The 16,053-nt window shown below is 73.7% G+C and carries 12 protein-coding genes; 2 read left to right on the top strand and 10 right to left on the bottom strand.

Going from position 1 to position 16,053, the window contains the following annotated elements; all coding sequences use genetic code 11:
- Positions 1-30: 30 nt before the first annotated feature.
- Together SM450_RS03390 and gatB are read right to left on the bottom strand one after the other, a co-directional pair.
- A complete protein-coding gene (locus SM450_RS03390) occupies positions 31-2,379 on the bottom strand; it encodes a transketolase-like TK C-terminal-containing protein (RefSeq protein ID WP_474618152.1) in 2,349 nt (782 codons plus the stop codon).
- Positions 2,380-2,486: 107 nt separating this feature from the next.
- Positions 2,487-3,983 carry an Asp-tRNA(Asn)/Glu-tRNA(Gln) amidotransferase subunit GatB gene (gene gatB / locus SM450_RS03385; RefSeq protein ID WP_474618151.1) on the bottom strand — a complete coding sequence of 499 codons (1,497 nt, stop codon included), beginning with the start codon at positions 3,981-3,983 and terminating at the stop codon, positions 2,487-2,489.
- A 140-nt stretch (positions 3,984-4,123) separates the two neighbouring features.
- On the opposite strand from gatB, the gene SM450_RS03380 reads away from it, so the two are divergent.
- Entirely contained in the window at positions 4,124-4,357 is a 234-nt protein-coding gene (locus SM450_RS03380; protein ID WP_474618150.1) for a hypothetical protein, read from the top strand.
- An 89-nt stretch (positions 4,358-4,446) separates the two neighbouring features.
- Here the strand turns inward: SM450_RS03380 and gatA are convergent, their stop codons facing one another.
- From gatA to ligA, 4 genes are all read right to left on the bottom strand, one after another.
- A complete protein-coding gene (gatA, locus tag SM450_RS03375) occupies positions 4,447-5,922 on the bottom strand; it encodes an Asp-tRNA(Asn)/Glu-tRNA(Gln) amidotransferase subunit GatA (protein ID WP_474618149.1) in 1,476 nt (491 codons plus the stop codon).
- Positions 5,919-6,224: an Asp-tRNA(Asn)/Glu-tRNA(Gln) amidotransferase subunit GatC gene (gatC, locus tag SM450_RS03370; protein ID WP_091063838.1), complete on the bottom strand. Its 306-nt coding sequence runs from the start codon at positions 6,222-6,224 to the stop codon at positions 5,919-5,921. Before gatC ends, gatA begins: the two co-directional genes overlap by 4 nt.
- Positions 6,225-6,331: 107 nt before the next feature.
- Positions 6,332-8,905, bottom strand: a complete 2,574-nt coding sequence (locus SM450_RS03365) for a putative bifunctional diguanylate cyclase/phosphodiesterase (protein ID WP_474618148.1) — start codon at positions 8,903-8,905, stop codon at positions 6,332-6,334.
- Positions 8,906-9,046: 141 nt separating this feature from the next.
- On the bottom strand, positions 9,047-11,200 hold the full coding sequence (gene ligA, locus SM450_RS03360) for an NAD-dependent DNA ligase LigA (protein ID WP_474618147.1): 2,154 nt from the start codon (positions 11,198-11,200) through the stop codon (positions 9,047-9,049).
- A gap of 189 nt (positions 11,201-11,389) precedes the next feature.
- On the opposite strand from ligA, the gene SM450_RS03355 reads away from it, so the two are divergent.
- Positions 11,390-11,959 carry a type II toxin-antitoxin system PemK/MazF family toxin gene (locus SM450_RS03355; RefSeq protein WP_474618146.1) on the top strand — a complete coding sequence of 190 codons (570 nt, stop codon included), beginning with the start codon at positions 11,390-11,392 and terminating at the stop codon, positions 11,957-11,959.
- 12 nt (positions 11,960-11,971) lie between these two features.
- Here the strand turns inward: SM450_RS03355 and SM450_RS03350 are convergent, their stop codons facing one another.
- From SM450_RS03350 to mnmA, 4 genes are all read right to left on the bottom strand, one after another.
- Positions 11,972-12,985 carry an ADP-ribosylglycohydrolase family protein gene (locus SM450_RS03350; protein ID WP_474618145.1) on the bottom strand — a complete coding sequence of 338 codons (1,014 nt, stop codon included), beginning with the start codon at positions 12,983-12,985 and terminating at the stop codon, positions 11,972-11,974.
- 26 nt (positions 12,986-13,011) lie between these two features.
- Positions 13,012-13,380, bottom strand: coding sequence for a VOC family protein (locus tag SM450_RS03345; RefSeq protein WP_474618144.1), 369 nt, complete (start codon positions 13,378-13,380; stop codon positions 13,012-13,014).
- A gap of 37 nt (positions 13,381-13,417) precedes the next feature.
- Entirely contained in the window at positions 13,418-14,413 is a 996-nt protein-coding gene (locus SM450_RS03340; protein ID WP_474618143.1) for a methionine synthase, read from the bottom strand.
- A 542-nt stretch (positions 14,414-14,955) separates the two neighbouring features.
- On the bottom strand, positions 14,956-16,032 hold the full coding sequence (gene mnmA, locus SM450_RS03335; RefSeq protein WP_474618142.1) for a tRNA 2-thiouridine(34) synthase MnmA: 1,077 nt from the start codon (positions 16,030-16,032) through the stop codon (positions 14,956-14,958).
- Positions 16,033-16,053: the final 21 nt, after the last annotated feature.

The raw sequence follows: 16,053 nt of genomic DNA, 5'->3' as shown, positions 1-16,053 counted from the left end.
AGGGTGCGGCACCGCCGGAAGCGGCACAGGTCAACGCAACGCGAGCGCGGCAAGCGCGGCGTTGACGATGCTGCCGGGCAGCAGGTCGTGCAGCTCGTACAGGTCCCGGACGCTGCCGGACTGGCCGAACTCGTCCACCCCGAGCGGCACCGCCGGAGCGCCGACCGCCGAGCCGAGCCAGGCCATCGCGTGCGAGGCCGCGTCGTGCACGGTGACCACGGGCACCCGGTCGACGAACGCCGACCGCAGCGCGCCCGGCACACTCGGCACGGTCGCGGTGCGTACGCCCTGACGCAGGGTCCGCTGCCACGCCCGGTAGAGCCGGTCCAGGCTCGTCACGTCCACCACATGCGCGGCGACGCCCTCCTCCGCCAGCTCCGCGGCGGCGGCCAGGACCTCCGGCAGCACCGCGCCGGACGCGGCGAGCTGCACCACCGGGGCGTCCGCCAGATCCGGGTACGCCTGGTGCGCGTCGACGAGCCGGTACGCGCCGGCCACCACCTGCCGGCGCAGCACCGCGTCACCGAGCCGGGCCCGCGCCGCCTCGAACGGCGCCTGGTCGACCGGCCGGGTGCTGAGCCGGAAGTAGTACGCCCCGTCCTCGGCCGGCGCGGCGGTCGCCGCCGGCGCGCCGCCACCGGCGATCTGACCGAGCGCGTCGCAGAGCAGCCAGTCGAGGCTGCCGGCGTACGCGGGCTCCAGGAACGTCACCCCGGGCAGCTCCAGGCCGACCGAGGCGGTGATGGTGGACTGGTGCGCGCCGCCCTCCGGGGCCAGCGTGATGCCGGACGGGGTGCCGGCCACCACGAACCGGGAGCCCGAGTAGGTGCCGTAGAGGAACGCGTCCAGACCGCGCAGCACGAACGGGTCGTAGACCGTGCCGACCGGCAGCAGCGGCTGGCCGGACAGGTCCCATGACAGGCCGAGCTGGCCCAGCAGCAGGAACAGGTTCATCTCGGAGATGCCCAGCTCGATGTGCTGCCCGGCGGGGCTCTCCGTCCAGCGCAGCATCCGGTCCTCGGTCCAGGACCGCTGCTCGGTGGGGGCGAACACGCCTGTCTTGTTGATGAACCCGGCCAGGTTTGTCGAGGTGGCCACGTCCGGCGCGGTGGTCACCAGATAGGGCGCCACCTGCGGGTCCCGGGCCAGGTCGACGAGCACCCGGCCGAAGACCTCCTGGGTGGAGACCGGCTTGTTCGCGCGTACCCTCGTGGTTTCCGGCACGGTGACGCCGAGCGCCCGCTCGCGCGGCGTGCGGGACAGCGCCTCCCGGCGCTCGCCGGCCCGGATGCCCGCCTCCGACGCCGGGTCGAGGCGGTCCCACTCGGTCTCCACGGTCAGGCCGTGCGCGGCGCGCAGCGCGTCGATCTGCTCGCTGCTGAGCAGCGCCGAGTGGTTACGCGGGTTGCCGGCGATCGGCAGCCCCCAGCCCTTCACCGTGTACGCGAAGACCACGCTGGGCCGGTCGGTGACCGCGTCGCACTGGGCGTAGGCGTCGAGCATCGCCTGCGCGTCGTGCCCGCCCAGGTCGGTGACGAGCGGGCCCAGCTCGTCGTCGGGGATGTCGGCGACGAACGCGGCGACCCCGGCCGGCGCGCCGTCCAGGAACTGCTTGCGCAGGGCCGGTCCGGCCAGTCCGAACAGCGACTGGTACTGCTCGTTCGGCATCAGGTCGATCCAGTCGCGCAGCGCCGCGCCGCCCGGCCGGGCGTACGCCTCGGCGAGCCGGCGGCCGTACTTGACCTCCACCACGTGCCAGCCGGCGGCCTCGAACTGGCCGCGCCACTGGTTGATCCGGATGCCGGGGACTACCCGGTCCAGCGACTGCCGGTTGAAGTCGACGAGCCACATCACGTTGCCCAGCCCGGTGGTCGCCGGGTCCGCGACCGCCTCCCAGATGTTGCCCTCGTCCAGCTCGGCGTCGCCGATCAGCGCGACGAACCGGGAGTGCGGACGCGCGCCGAAGTGCGCGTCGACGTAGCGGCGGGTGACGGCGGCGAACAGCGGCGCGGCGGCGCCCAGGCCGACCGAGCCGGTGGAGAAGTCCACCTCGTCCGGGTCCTTGGTGCGCGACGGGTACGACTGGAGCCCGCCGCGGGCCCGCAGCTTCGGCAGGTAGGACTTGTCGAGGTTGCCGAGCAGGTACTGGATGGCGTGGAACACCGGGGAGGCGTGCGGCTTCACCGCGACCCGGTCCTCGGCGTCGAGGTGTTGGAACCAGAGCGCGGTCATCGCGGTGACGAGCGAGGCGCTCGACGCCTGGTGGCCGCCGACCTTCACGCCGTCGCCGGTGTCCCGGTCGTGGTTGGCCGCGTCGACGATGCGGGTGGCGAGCCAGAGCACCCGGCGCTGGATCTCGTCGAGGACATCGGTGTTCACGCTTGCTCCATCCGGGGCGTCGCCGTTGACGCCCACTTGGGGTGGGGGGTAAGGAGGGGCCCCCGCTTAACGCATTCTGCATAGGCGGGGGCCCCTTCTAACACTTCTCAGGCAGCGCCGAGGCGCTCCAGGATCAGCTCGCGGACGGTCTTCGCGTCCGCCTGGCCACGGGTGGTCTTCATGACGGCGCCGACGAGCGCGCCGGCCGCCGCGACCTTGCCACTGCGGATCTTGTCGGCGATCTCGGGATTGGCGGCGATCGCCTCGTCCACGGCGGCGGTGAGCGCGCCCGTGTCCGAGACCACCTCCAGATTGCGGTTCGTCATGATCTCGGTCGGCGAGCCCTCGCCGGCCACCACGCCCTCCAGCACGGCGCGGGCCAGCTTGTCGTTGAGCTTGCCGGCGTCGACCAACCCCTGAAGCTCGGCCACCTGCGCCGGGGTGGCGCCCACGTCGGCCAGCTCCACACCGGTTTCGTTGGCCCGGCGGGACAACTCGCCCAGCCACCACTTCCGGGCCGCGGCCGGGGTGGCGCCGGCGGCCACGGTCGCCTCGATCAGCTCGACCGCGCCGGCGTTGACCACCGACTCCATGTCCAGGTCGGACAGGCCCCAGTCCTGCTGGATCCGCTTGCGGCGCAGCCGCGGCAGCTCCGGCAGGGCGGCCTTCAGCTCGGTCACCCAGGCGGTGTCCGGCGCGAGCGGCACCAGGTCCGGCTCCGGGAAGTAGCGGTAGTCGGTGGCGGTCTCCTTGGACCGGCCCGAGGTGGTGTCGCCGGTGTCCTCGTGGAAGTGCCGGGTCTCCTGGACGATCCGGCCACCCGCGTCAAGCACCGACGCCTGGCGCAGCATCTCCGACCGGACCGCCCGCTCGACCGATCGCAGCGAGTTGACGTTCTTGGTCTCGGTGCGCGTGCCCCACTCCTCGCCCGGCAGGTTCAGCGAGGTGTTGACGTCGCAGCGCAGTGAGCCCTCCTCCATCCGGACGTCCGAGACACCGAGCGAGCGGACCACGTCGCGCAGCTCCGCCACGTACGCCTTGGCGATCTCCGGGGCGAGCGCGCCGGTGCCGGGGATCGGCTTGGTGACGATCTCCACGAGCGGGATGCCGGCCCGGTTGTAGTCGACGAGCGACTCGGTGGCACCGTGGATGCGGCCGGTGGCGCCGCCGACGTGAAGCGTCTTGCCGGTGTCCTCCTCCAGGTGCACCCGCTCGATGCCGATCCGCACCAGCTCGCCGTTGACCTCGACGTCCAGGTAGCCGTCGAAGCAGAGCGGCTCGTCGTACTGGCTGATCTGGAAGTTCTTCGGCATGTCCGGGTAGAAGTAGTTCTTCCGGGCGAACCGGCACCACTGCGCGATCGAACAGTTCAACGCCAGCCCGATCCGGATGGTCGCCTCGATGGCCGCCTTGTTGGCCACCGGCAGCGAACCGGGCAGGCCCAGGCAGACCGGGCAGACCCGGGTGTTCGGCTCGCCGCCGAAGTCGGTCGGGCAGCCGCACCACATCTTGGTGTTCGTGCCCAGCTCGACGTGGGTCTCCAGGCCGATCACCGGTTCGTAGCGCGCGACGACCTCGTCGTACGCGGGCAGTGTCGTCGTCATCTGAGCTCCAGGCGCGATCCGGACAGAACCGTTCCAGCCTAATCGGCTGGCCCGGCCACCCCGCTGCCGGGCTTCGAGATCGCCGCGCGGAGTGCCGCCGCGCCGGCATGAGAGAGACAACCCTGGGGTACGTGTCGACCATGACGAATACGGGGGACAACTCGACAGCACGACGGTGGCGGCCCAGCGTGATGTTGCTGGCGGTCACGGCGGCCTGGTTGGTGGCCGCCCTGACCGGTTGGGCGCTGTGGCTGACCAACGACGACCGTGAGCCCGGCAGCCTGGCCGCGATGCTGGCCGGCACCGCGATCCCCGGGCTGGTGGCGATCGCCGTTGTGCTGGCGTTGACCCGCCTCACCCGCCGCCGGAAGTGACCGCGCCGGACCGGGATCGCGCGGACCGGTGAGAACCGAAACGCCGACCGGCGCCGACGGGGATCCGTCGACGCCGGTCGGCGGGGGTGCTACAGGGCCGGTGGGGTGAACGTGCCGACGCTTGACTCCAGCGCGGCGGCGACCCGGTACATCCGGTCGTCGGCCATGGTCGGAGCCATGATCTGCAAACCGACCGGAAGCCCGTCGGACAACCCGCACGGGACCGAGATGGCCGGCCCGCCGTACAGGTTCGTCGGGATGGTGAAGAGGTCGGCCAGATACATCTGGTAGGGATCCGAGGTGCGCGCGCCGATCGGGAACGCCACGAACGGGGTGGTCGGCGAGATCAGCGCGTCCACCTGCTCGAACGCGGAGGTGAAGTCCCGGGTGATGAGCGTGCGGACCTTCTGCGCCTGGCCGTAGTAGGCGTCGTAGTAGCCCGAGGAGAGCGCGTACGTGCCGATCATGATGCGGCGCTTCACCTCGGGCCCGAAGCCGGCCTCGCGGGTCAGCGACATGACCTCCTCCAGCGACCGGTTGCCGTCGTCGCCGACCCGCAGGCCGAACCGGACGCCGTCGAACCGGGCCAGGTTGGAGGAACACTCGCTCGGCGCGATCAGGTAGTAGGCCGGCAGCGCGTACGAGAAGTGCGGGCAGGACACCTCGACGATCTCGGCGCCCAGCTTGGCCAGCGCCTCCACGGACTCCCGGAACGCGGCCATCACGCCCGGCTCGGCGCCCTCGCCGGTGAACTCGGTGACCACGCCGAGCTTGACGCCGGTCAGGTCGCCGGTCGCCCCGCGCCGCGCCGCGCCCACCACGTCCGGCACCGGGGCCGGGATCGAGGTGGAGTCACGCGGGTCGTGGCCGGCGATCACCTGGTGCAGCAGCGCGGCGTCGAGCACGGTACGCGCGCACGGGCCGGGCGTGTCGAGCGACGAGGAGAACGCGACAAGCCCGTACCGGGAGGTGCCGCCGTAGGTGGGCTTCGCGCCGACGGTGCCGGTGACCGCGCCGGGCTGGCGGATCGAGCCGCCGGTGTCCGAGCCGATCGACAGCGGCGCCTCGTACGCGGCGAGCGCCGCCGCGCTGCCACCGCCGGAGCCGCCCGGGATCCGGTCGAGGTCCCACGGGTTGTGGGTCGGCCCGTACGCCGAGTATTCGGTGGAGGAGCCCATGGCGAACTCGTCCATGTTCGTCTTGCCGAGCATCACCGTACCGGCGGCGCGCAGCCGCTCGACGATCGTCGAGTCGTACGGCGGACGCCAGCCCTCCAGGATCTTCGACCCGACCGTGGTCGGCACGCCCTTGGTGGTGAGCACGTCCTTGACCGCGACCGGCACACCCGCGAGCGGGCCCAGCTCCTCGCCGGCGGCCCGGCGCTCGTCCACGGCCCGCGCGGCGGCGAGTGCACCCTCGCTGTCGACGTGCAGGAACGCGTGCACCCGGTCGTCGACGGCGCCGATCCGGTCGAGGTGGGCGCGGGTGACGTCGATCGCCGAGGTCTCCCCGTTCGCCACCAGACCGGCGATCTCGACAGCGGTCAGCTTCGTCAGGTCGGTCATGAGGCCACATCCTCGTCCAGGATCCGCGGGACGCGGAACCGCTGTTCCTCGGCGTCGGGCGCGCCCGACAGCGCCTCCTGCGGGGTCAGGCTCGGTGTCACCACGTCCTCGCGGAGCACATTCGTCAGCGGCACCGAGTGGGACGTCGGCGGGATGTCCGCCGCGGCGACCTCGCCGACCTGCGCGACCGACTGGAGGATCACGTCGAGCTGGCCGGCGAAGGTGTCCAGCTCCTCCTCGGTGACGGCGAGCCGCGACAGTCGCGCGAGGTGCGCGACCTCCTCGCGGGAGATGGCGGCCATCGGGTGCCCCCTTCGTGGCTGTCTGAGAGACGACTGCGGTGTGCCGGCCGCGCGTACGACGGTGAACGATGACGCGTGGTGACCGGAGCGAGTCTATTGTCCCGCCGTCACGACGACGCCTTCGACTCCCCCTCCGCCTCCGGCCCCTCCCGGCCCTCGCCCTCCACCGCCGCCGGGTGGATCGGGCGGTACCGCGACAGCCAGGTAATCAGATCCTCCGCCGGCATCGGCCGGGCGTGGAACCAGCCCTGCGCCACGTCGCAGCCGGCGGCGTGCAGCAGCCGCCAGGTGCGCTCGTCCTCCACCCCCTCGGCGACCACCCGCAGCCCGAGCGCGCCGGCCAGCTCGATCATCGAGCGGACGATCGCCGCGTCGTCCGGGTCGTCGGCCATCCCCAGCACGAACGACCGGTCCACCTTCACCTCGGACAGCGGGAGCCGACGCAGGTGCTGCAACGAGGAGTAGCCGGTGCCGAAGTCGTCGAGCGCGATGCCGACCCCGATCCGGTGCAACTGGGTGATGCTTGCGAGCACCCGCCGGGGGTCGGCCATCAGCGCGCCCTCGGTGATCTCCACCTGGAGCCGTTCCGGCGGCAACCCGTACCTGGCGAGCCGATCGGCGATCTGGTCGGCGATCTCGCCGGTGTGCAGGTCCCGGACGCTGACGTTGAGCGCGGCGCGCAGCGTGAGCCCGGCCGCGAACCACTTGGCGAGCTGCTCCAGGACGTCGTCCACCACCCGGCGGGTGAGCAGCCGCATGACCGCGCTCTGCTCGGCGACCTGGATCAGCTCCCCCGGATCGACCATCCCCCGGCGCGGGTGCCGCCAGCGCAGCAGCGCCTCGACGCCGACCACCTCGCCGGTCGCGATGGCGATCTGCGGCTGGTAGTACATGGTGATCTCGCCCGGGTCCTCCATGTCGCGCACCTGCACGCGATCCCCTGTCACACCGCCGACGCCGCCTGTCGCACCGGCGACGGGGAACGCTCCGGCGGCGGGCGCGGCGTCGGGGACCGGCGTGGCCACCAGGGCGGATGCGGCGTCGGGGGCCGGCGCCGCCACCGTGGCCGGCTCGCTGCCGGGCCGTACCGGGCCGGCGGGAACGCCGGTACGCGCGGACCGGCGCCGGATCGGGTCGGCGCCGGTGAGGATCCGATCGATCAGTTCGTCGTCGGACCGCGCCTCGACCCGGGCCCGCCGCCACCGCAACCGCCACCGGGCCGGAGCGTCGGCGGGTCGCACCCCGTCCCGACCGTGATCGCGAACCGGCGGGCCCTCGCGAACCGGCCGCCCGTCGTGGGCCGGCCGGGCGGTGGGCAGGTCCGGCGTCAGCGCGGCGCCGTCACCTCCACGGACGCCCACCGGCTCGCCTGGTGACGGGGACTCCAGCACCCGGCGCAGGTCGGCCAGGAGACTCAGCCGCTCGGCCGAGTTGTGGTCGGACTCCGGGGCGTACACGGCGACTGTGTCGTTGCGATTCTTGGCGTCGTACATGGCGACGTCGGCGTGCCGCATCAGGGTGGCGAAGTCCTCGCCGTGCTCGGGGAAGAGCGCGACGCCGATCGCGCCACCCACGTCCAGCGGCAGCCCGTCCAGCGGCACCGGCTCGGCGAGCGCGGCGACCACCCGGTCGGCCCGCTCCCGCGCCGCCTCGACGCCGGCCAACCGGGGTACGACGATGGCGAACTCGTCGCCGCCGAGCCGCGCCACCAGCTCGCCGTCGTCGGCGACGTCGACCAGCCGGGCGCTCACCTCGACCAGCAGCCGGTCCCCCACCGCGTGCCCGAGCGCGTCGTTGACGTTCTTGAACCGGTCGAGGTCGAGCAGCAGCAGGGCCAGGTGGGCGTCCGGCTCACCCCGGGCGGCCCGCTCGGCGTGCAGGTGCACCTGCTCGGCCACCTCGGTCAGCAGCGCCTTGCGGTTCGACAGCCCGGTCAGCGGGTCGAGGTCGGCGAGTTGTTCCCGTTCGTCGGAGAGCCGGGCCATCCGGTAGACCGCGAAGAGCGGCACCAACACCAGCGGGATCAGCGCCGCGCTGGCCGCGGCGGCGGCCACCAGCACCGGCGCGAGCAGCAGCAGCGAACCGGTGGAAAGCAGCTCGTAGGCCAGCCCGAGCCGGACGGTCGGCCACCACCGGTGCCCGAACCGCAGCCGGATGGCGGTGTTGACCGTGCCGTAGTTGACCCCGAACCAGGCCACCGTGGCACCGCCCACCGCCACCACGTCGGTCCAGTGCAGCCGACCGTCGCCGAACAGCTCGCCCGGGCCGAACCGGGTGACCGCGTACGCGGCGGCGAGCGCGCACGCGTACTGGGCGGCGTTGAAGGCGGTGCGCCAGGCGGCGTAGCCGAGCCGCCAGCCGGAGACGGCCACGGCCACGGCCTGCACCGCCACGGCCGGGCCGAGCCCCCAGCCGAGCAGGATGGCGAAGGTGAAGCAGGTGGAGGGGAACACCGCCGAGGTCTGCCGCCGGCCGGGTGGGACGAACGGACGGGCGTCGCAGGCCACGGCGAGCGCCGCCATCGTCCAGAACGCGACAGGTAGCTCGGTCAGCCGGCCCGGAAGCTCGGCCAGCGGCCCGATCGAGACGAGCAGGGCGACAAGACCGACCGCGCCGACGAAGCCGAAGAACGGCCCGCTCCGCCCCGGCGGGACGGAGTTGCGCGGGTCGCCGGTCGCCATCGCACCTCCCGTGAACGGGTCCCGGCGCGCGCCGTCACGCGCCGTACGCCAATGAAACGCCCTCCGGACGGCTTTGCCCGACACGACAGTCACGAATAGGTGGCAGTCGTAATTAAGTTGGTATCCGGCCGCGTACGCTGCTCAGTCCTCCACCCGGGCCACCGCCCGGGCCGCCTCCGGGCCGGACTCCAGCAGCACCCGGAACCCGTCCTCGTCGAGGATCGGCAGCTTCAGGGTGGCCGCCTTGTCGGCCTTCGTGCCCGGGTTGTCGCCGACCACCACGAAGCCGGTCTTCTTGGAGACCGAGCCGGTCACCTTCCCGCCCCGGCTCTGGATCTCCTCCGCGGCCTGGTCGCGGCTGAACCCGGCAAGCGTGCCGGTGACCACCACGGTGACCCCGTCGAGCGGTCGCGGCCCCGCCTCGCCTGCCTCCTCGGCCATCCGTACGCCCGCCTCGGCCCACTTGCGCACCACGTCGCGGTGCCAGTCGACGGCGAACCACTCCTTGATGCTCGCGGCAATCGTCGGGCCGACGCCGTCCACCGAGGACAACTCCTCCTCGGCGGCCTCCTCGATCGCGGTGACCGAGCGGAAGTGCCGGGCCAGCGCCTGGGCCGCGGTCGGGCCGACGTGCCGGATGGAGAGCGCCACCAGCACCCGCCACAGGTCGCGTTCCTTGGCCACGGCGAGGTTGTCGAGCAGCTTGGTGGCGTTGCTGCCGAGCGTCCCGTCCTTGTTGACGAAGAACGGCGAGAGGATCAACCGCTCGGCGTCGAGGCCGAACAGGTCGCCCTCGTCGGCGATGATCCCGGCGTCGAGCAGCGCGGCGGCACCCTTGTAGCCGAGCACCTCGATGTCGAAGGCGCCGCGGCCGGCCAGGTGGAAGACCCGTTCCCGAAGCTGCGCCGGGCAACTGCGGGAGTTGGGGCAGCGGATGTCGACGTCGCTCTCCTTGGCCGGCGCGAGCGGCGTGCCGCAGGCCGGGCAGGCGGTCGGCATGACGAACGGTCGGGCGTCGGCCGGGCGCAGCTCGACCACCGGGCCGAGGACCTCGGGGATGACGTCGCCGGCCTTGCGCAGCACCACCGTGTCACCGATGAGCACACCCTTGCGCTCGACCTCCCGGGCGTTGTGCAGCGTGGCGAGCGCGACAGTGGAACCGGCCACCCGGACCGGCTCCAGGACGGCGAACGGGGTCACCCGGCCGGTGCGCCCGACGTTGACGTCGATGTCGAGCAGCTTGGTGTTGACTTCCTCGGGCGGGTATTTGAAGGCGATCGCCCAGCGCGGCGCGCGGCTGGTCGAGCCGAGGCGGCCCTGGATGGAGACCGGGTCTACCTTGACCACCACACCGTCGATCTCGTGCTCGACGTCGTGCCGGTGCTCGGCGTAGTAGGCGATGTATTCCGCCACGCCGGCCAGGTCGTCCACCACCTTCCAGCGGTCGCTTGTCGGCAGCCCCCACGCCTGGAGCGCGGCGTACGCCTCGGACTGCGCGGCCGGCCGGTAGCCCGTGCGGGCGCCGATGCCGTGCACGACCAGGCGCAGCGGTCGGGAGGCGGTGACCCGCGGGTCCTTCTGGCGGAGGCTGCCGGCGGCGGCGTTGCGCGGGTTCGCGAACGGCGCCTTGCCCTGCTCGACCAGGCTCGCGTTGAGGTCGGCGAACGCGGCCACCGGGAAGTAGATCTCGCCGCGCACCTCGAGCAGCTCCGGCACCTCGGGGAAGCCGTCGGTCGGGGTCAGCCGCGCCGGCACCCCTTCGATGCTGCGCACGTTGGCCGTGACGTCCTCGCCGGTGCGGCCGTCACCACGGGTGGCCGCCCGCACCAGACGACCCTTCTCGTAGGTGAGGTTGATGGCCAGCCCGTCGACCTTCAGCTCGCAGAGGTAGGGCACCGGGCCGCCGGCGTCCCGCTCGACCCGCTCGGCCCAGGCGGCCAACTCCTCGTCGGCGAACGCGTTGTCGAGCGAGAGCATCCGTTCGGCGTGGGTGACCGGGGTGAAGTCGGTGGAGAACGTGCCGCCGACCCGCTGCGTGGGCGAGTCGGGGGTGCGCAACGCCGGGTATTCCGCCTCCAGCGCCTCCAACTCGCGCAACTGCCTGTCGAACTCCGCGTCGGTGATCGTCGGCGCGTCCAGCACGTAGTAGCGGTATTGGTGCTCGGTCAGCTCCTGGCTGAGCGTGGCGTGCCGCTCCCGGGCCTCCGGGCTCGGCTCGGCGCCGGCCGCCGCCTGCTGGGCGGCGTCGACCGTCAGGGGAACCGCTTCTTCGGACACGCCACCGTCTTCGGACACCGCTGTCGACCTCCCGTGCTCGCGCTACCCGAGAACCGTAGCGGTCGGCTGTGACAACCGTCCGGCCACCGGCGTGAGCAGGCAGCGGCGCCCCGACGGCGTGCGCCGCGCCGGCGGAGCGGGCGGGCCCCGACCGTGCGACGATCACGGCGGCGGCGATGGGCCGAAGCGGACGGAAGGCGGGCACGGATGCGCGACGGGCTGATCTGGGCGCTTGTCATCGTGGCCTGCGTGGCCGCGGGCTGGCTGTGGAGCGAGTGGCGCCGCCGGTCCACCCGGACGGACCGGCGCGGGCGGCCCGGGGACCGTCGGCGGCCGGGCGCCGGTGGCGGCAGCCGGCCCGGGAGGGCGCCCCGCGGTGGCCGTGCCGGAGGCGGGAACGGCGGTGGCCGGACCAGCACGCCGCCGCGACCGCGCGACGCCGGGCGGCCGGGCCGGGACAGCCCGCGCCCCGGGGAGATCTGGTGGGCCGACGTGCCGTACGCCGACGGCACCGGCTCGAAGGTGCGCCCCTGCCTGGTGCTGCGGGTCGACGGTCGGGACGCCGAGGTCCTGAAGATCACCAGTCAGGACAAGTCGGGCCGGGACGACCACGTGTCCATCCCCACCCGGAGCTGGGACGCCGACGCCGAGCACGACAGTTGGCTTGACGTCAGCGAGCCGCTCCCGGTGCCGTTGACCGCGTTCGCCGACCGGGCTGGTGACTGCGACGCCGACGTGTGGCGCGGCGTACGCCGCCTTCCCCACCTCACCGCGTGACGACGACGCCGCTCAGTCGAGCGCGCCGGCGAGCGCGGTGAGCTGGTCGGCGTACTCGATCCGGCCCGCCCAGCCGGCCGGCCAGGCGGCCATGCCGTGCGCCGCCCCGACGAACGCGCCGGCCAGCGCGGCGATGGAGTCCGAGTCACCTGCGGTGGTGGCGCCCCGGGCCAACGCGCCGACCGGGTCGTCCGGGTGCCACAGCACGCAGAGCAGCGCGGTGGCGAGCGCCTCCTCCGCGATCCAGCCCTCGCCGGTGAGCCGGCACGGGTCGCCGCCGTCGTCGGGGCGGGCCAGCGCCGCCTCCAGCCGGCCGAGCACCCGCAGGCAGTCGTCCCAGCCCCGGGCGATGAACTCGGCTGCGGTGGTGCCGCCGGGACGCTGCCACAGGTCACCGAGCCAGTCGCCCCGGTAGACCGTGCGCTGCGCGTCGGCCCGCGCGGTGAGCAGGCCGGGCAGCTCCGCCGGCGCCACGCCGTCGCGCAAGAGCCGGATCGCGTACGCGGTCAGCTCGCTGGCCGCCAGCCCGGTCGGGTGCCCGTGGGTGAGGCCCGCCTGGAGCTGGGCCAGCCCGGCCATCGTGTCGAGGTCGACATCGAGCAGCCCGACCGGGGTGACCCGCATGTTCGCGCCGCAGCCCTTCGAACCGGCCACCGTGGCCTCCTGCCAGCGGACGCCCCGGCTCAGCTCGGCGCAGGCACGCAGGCAGGTCATGCCCGGCGCACGATTGTTCTCCGGGCTGGCCGCCCAGTCGAGGAAGCGCTGCCGCAGCAGCGGCTCCACCGCCTCCGGCGTGTACGCGGGCGCGTCGTGCAGCGCCCACGCCACCGCCAGCGCCATCTGGGTGTCGTCGGTGACAAGCGCCGGATCGCCAGTCAGCTCGCGCGGACCGGCCGGGCCGTAGCGCCGGACGATCTCGGTGACGGTGAGGAACTCGGTCGGCTTGCCGAGGGCGTCACCGTAGGCGAGGCCGAAGAGCGAGCCGGCGGCGCGGCGGGCGGTGGAAGTGCTCACGTCGATGATCATGCACCGGCCGGGCAAGCCCGGCGCGGTCAGTCCCAGCAGAGGCAGAACGGGTGGCCGGCCGGATCGGCGTAGACCCGGAAGCCTTCCTCGCCACCGGGCAGCCGCCGAGCCCCGAGGGCCAGCGCCGCCTTCTCGGCCGCCTCGATGTCGTCCACCGTCACGTCCAGGTGGAACTGCTGCGGTCGCTCCGGGTCGGGCCACTCGGGGGCGCGCAGGTCGGGCGCCTTCTGGAAGGCCAGCCGCGGCTGGTGCCCCGGCGGGCCGCCGAGCACCACCCACTCGTCGCCCTCGGAGTTCTCCTCGAGCAGCGGGAGGCCGAGCAGCTCCGCGTAGAAGCCGGCCAACGCGCGCGGGTCGGGACAGTCGATCACGGTGGAACGCAGTTGTCCGATCATGCCCGTCATCCTGCCCCGGGGGTACGACCAGAAAACGTCACTCCTCGGCGAGCCGCCGCCCGGCGTCGCGGCAGGCGGCCAGCACCGCCCGGGCGTACGCCGGAGCGGCGCCGGCCAGGCCGCACGCGGGCGTCACAACCACCTGCTCGGACAGCCGGCGGCGGGGAAAGCCGAGCCGGTCCCAGACGCGGCGGACCCGATGCGCGACCTCGGCCGAGGTCGGCGCCCGGCCGGACGACGTCGGCGCGGCGCCGGCCAGCAGCCCGAACCCGGCGTCGATCGCCTCGCCGAGCGGGTCCAGATCGGTGACGAGCGACAGGTCGAGGGCGACGCCGATCGCGCCGGCGGAACGGATCAGCTCCAGCGGCACGTCCGGCGCGCAGCAGTGCACGAGCGTGGGAACGCCGGCCGCGTCGAACACGCCGCGCAGCAGCGTCCGGGCCGTCTCCGCCTCCACCGGACGGTGGGTGCCGAAGCCGCTCTCGGTGGGCACCCGACCGGCCAGCACCGCCGGCAGGGACGGCTCGTCGAGCTGGAGCAGCACCGAGGCGCGGGGCAGCCGCCGGGCCACCGCCGCCACGTGCCCCCGCAGCCCCTCACCGAGCGAGCCGGCGAGGTCCCGCACCGCGCCGGGGTCGCGCAGCACCCGACCACCGAGCGGCAGCTCCAGCGCGGCGGCCAGGGTGAACGGGCCGGCGGCCTGGATCTTGACCGGACCGGTGTACGCCTCGGCCTGCTCGGCGAGCTGGTCCAGGTCGCGTTCCATCAGGTCACGGGCGCGGCGCAGGTCCCGGCCGGGGCGCGGGGCGATCCGCCAGCGGGCCGCGTACAGCTCGACCGGGAGTTCGACGAGCAGGCCGCCGGCGCGGCCGACGAGGTCCGCCCCCGGCCCCCGGGCGGGCAGCTCCGGCAGGTGCGGCAGGTCGGGCAGCTCGCCGAGCACGATCCGCTGTGCCTCGGCGATGTCGGTGCCGGGCAGCGAACCGATTCCGGTCGCCGCCCCGGCCGGCCAGGGCCACTGCTGATCAGTCACCGCCGAAGCCTATCCACCGTGCCGTCCGCAGCGGTCGGCGCGGCGGTCAGCGGGCCGGAGGCACGGCACGGCGGCGCATCGTCAGGGGTGGGTGACGGATAGGCGCGTGATGCCTCATCAAGCGCCTACAAACTTGATGGCGTAAATGACTCGTCGTGATCAACCGCGGTCCGGGCAGGCGCTCGCCGTGGGAGTCCGATCGCCGTTCGTCGCGGTGACCCATCCACGTCATCAAGTTTCCAGGCGCCTGAAAGCGAGTCCCTCCGCCCGTGCCGCCACACCGGAAATTCGCACCCGGAAGGTCGGCGCGGGTCACGGTCCGGCAGCCGATACGCCGGCCGGAGCCATCTCCGGCCGGGCCCGCCCACCGGCGAGGCACCCACAAGCGGGACGCCATCCGGCGAGGGCCCGCTCTGCGGCAGTGCGCCCTCTGGCGGGAGCGTGGCCAGGGGTCCGTTCAGCGAGCGGCCGGTCCGGCCAGGGGCGCTGAGCATGGGACACCGTTCGCTGACGGGGCCGCTGGCGGACCGCCACGCCCGTCGTCAGGCAGCGGCGATGGTGGCGGAGCCGAGGACCACGTCGCCGGCCGGGTCCGGCCGGTAGGCCACGATCGCCTGACCGGCGGCGACGCCGCGGACCGGGCGGCGCAGCGCGGCGTGCAGCCCGTCGGCGTCCACCGAGACGGCGGCCGGCACCACGTCGCCGTGCGCCCGCAACTGCACCTCGCACTCGATCGGCCCGTCGGGACGCGGCCCGCCGGTCCAGACCGGACGGGCGGCCCGCACCGAGGAGACCTCAAGCGCCTCGGCCGGGCCGACCGTCACGGTGTTTGTCGTCGGCGTGATGGAGAGCACGTAGCGGGGCCGGCCGTCCGGCGCGGGGCGGTCCAGGCGCAGCCCGCGTCGCTGGCCGACGGTGTACTGGTAGGCGCCGCTGTGGTTGCCCACGACCGCGCCGGTGAGCGCGTCCACCACCTCGCCCGGGGCCTCGCCGAGCCGCTCGGCCAGGAAGCCGCGGGTGTCGCCGTCGGCGATGAAGCAGATGTCGTGCGAGTCCGGCTTGTCGGCCACGGCGAGGCCGCGCCGGGCGGCCTCCGCGCGCACCTCGGCCTTGGTGGAGTCGCCGAGCGGGAAGATCGACCGGTCGAGCTGCGCGCGGGTCAGCACCGCCAGCACGTACGACTGGTCCTTTGCCTCGTCGACGCTGCGCCGCAGCAGGCCGTCCGCGCCGAGCCGGGCGTGGTGCCCGGTCACCACGGCGTCGAAGCCCAGGGCCACGGCGCGGTCCAGCACCGCGGCGAACTTGATCTTCTCGTTGCAGCGCAGGCACGGGTTCGGGGTACGCCCGGCCGCGTACTCGGCGACGAAGTCGTCCACCACGTCGTCGTGGAACCGGTCGGCCATGTCCCACACGTAGAACGGGATGCCGAGCACGTCGGCGGCGCGCCGGGCGTCCCGGGAGTCCTCAAGCGTGCAGCAGCCCCGGGCGCCGGTGCGGTAGGTCTGTGGGTTGCGGGCCAGCGCCAGGTGCACCCCGGTCACGTCGTGCCCGGCCTCCACCGCACGTGCCGCCGCCACGGCCGAGTCCACCCCGCCCGACATCGCCGCCAGAACTCTCACCGGCCCACTCCCCTCGTCCTC

The organism is Micromonospora marincola, from assembly GCF_056150385.1.
The sequence above is the reverse complement of the archived record's forward strand: the minus strand, read 5'-3'. Positions and strand labels throughout refer to the sequence as shown.

Bases quoted from the DNA above. Each gene is read 5' to 3' on its own strand.
- gatB (WP_474618151.1), bottom strand. From the start codon at position 3,983: ATGACGACGACACTGCCCGCGTACGACGAGGTCGTCGCGCGCTACGAA.
- SM450_RS03355 (WP_474618146.1), top strand. From the start codon at position 11,390: ATGCGCGACGGGCTGATCTGGGCGCTTGTCATCGTGGCCTGCGTGGCC.
- SM450_RS03350 (WP_474618145.1), bottom strand. From the start codon at position 12,985: ATGATCATCGACGTGAGCACTTCCACCGCCCGCCGCGCCGCCGGCTCG.
- gatA (WP_474618149.1), bottom strand. From the start codon at position 5,922: ATGACCGACCTGACGAAGCTGACCGCTGTCGAGATCGCCGGTCTGGTG.
- SM450_RS03380 (WP_474618150.1), top strand. From the start codon at position 4,124: ATGACGAATACGGGGGACAACTCGACAGCACGACGGTGGCGGCCCAGC.
- SM450_RS03365 (WP_474618148.1), bottom strand. From the start codon at position 8,905: ATGGCGACCGGCGACCCGCGCAACTCCGTCCCGCCGGGGCGGAGCGGG.
- gatC (WP_091063838.1), bottom strand. From the start codon at position 6,224: ATGGCCGCCATCTCCCGCGAGGAGGTCGCGCACCTCGCGCGACTGTCG.
- SM450_RS03345 (WP_474618144.1), bottom strand. From the start codon at position 13,380: ATGATCGGACAACTGCGTTCCACCGTGATCGACTGTCCCGACCCGCGC.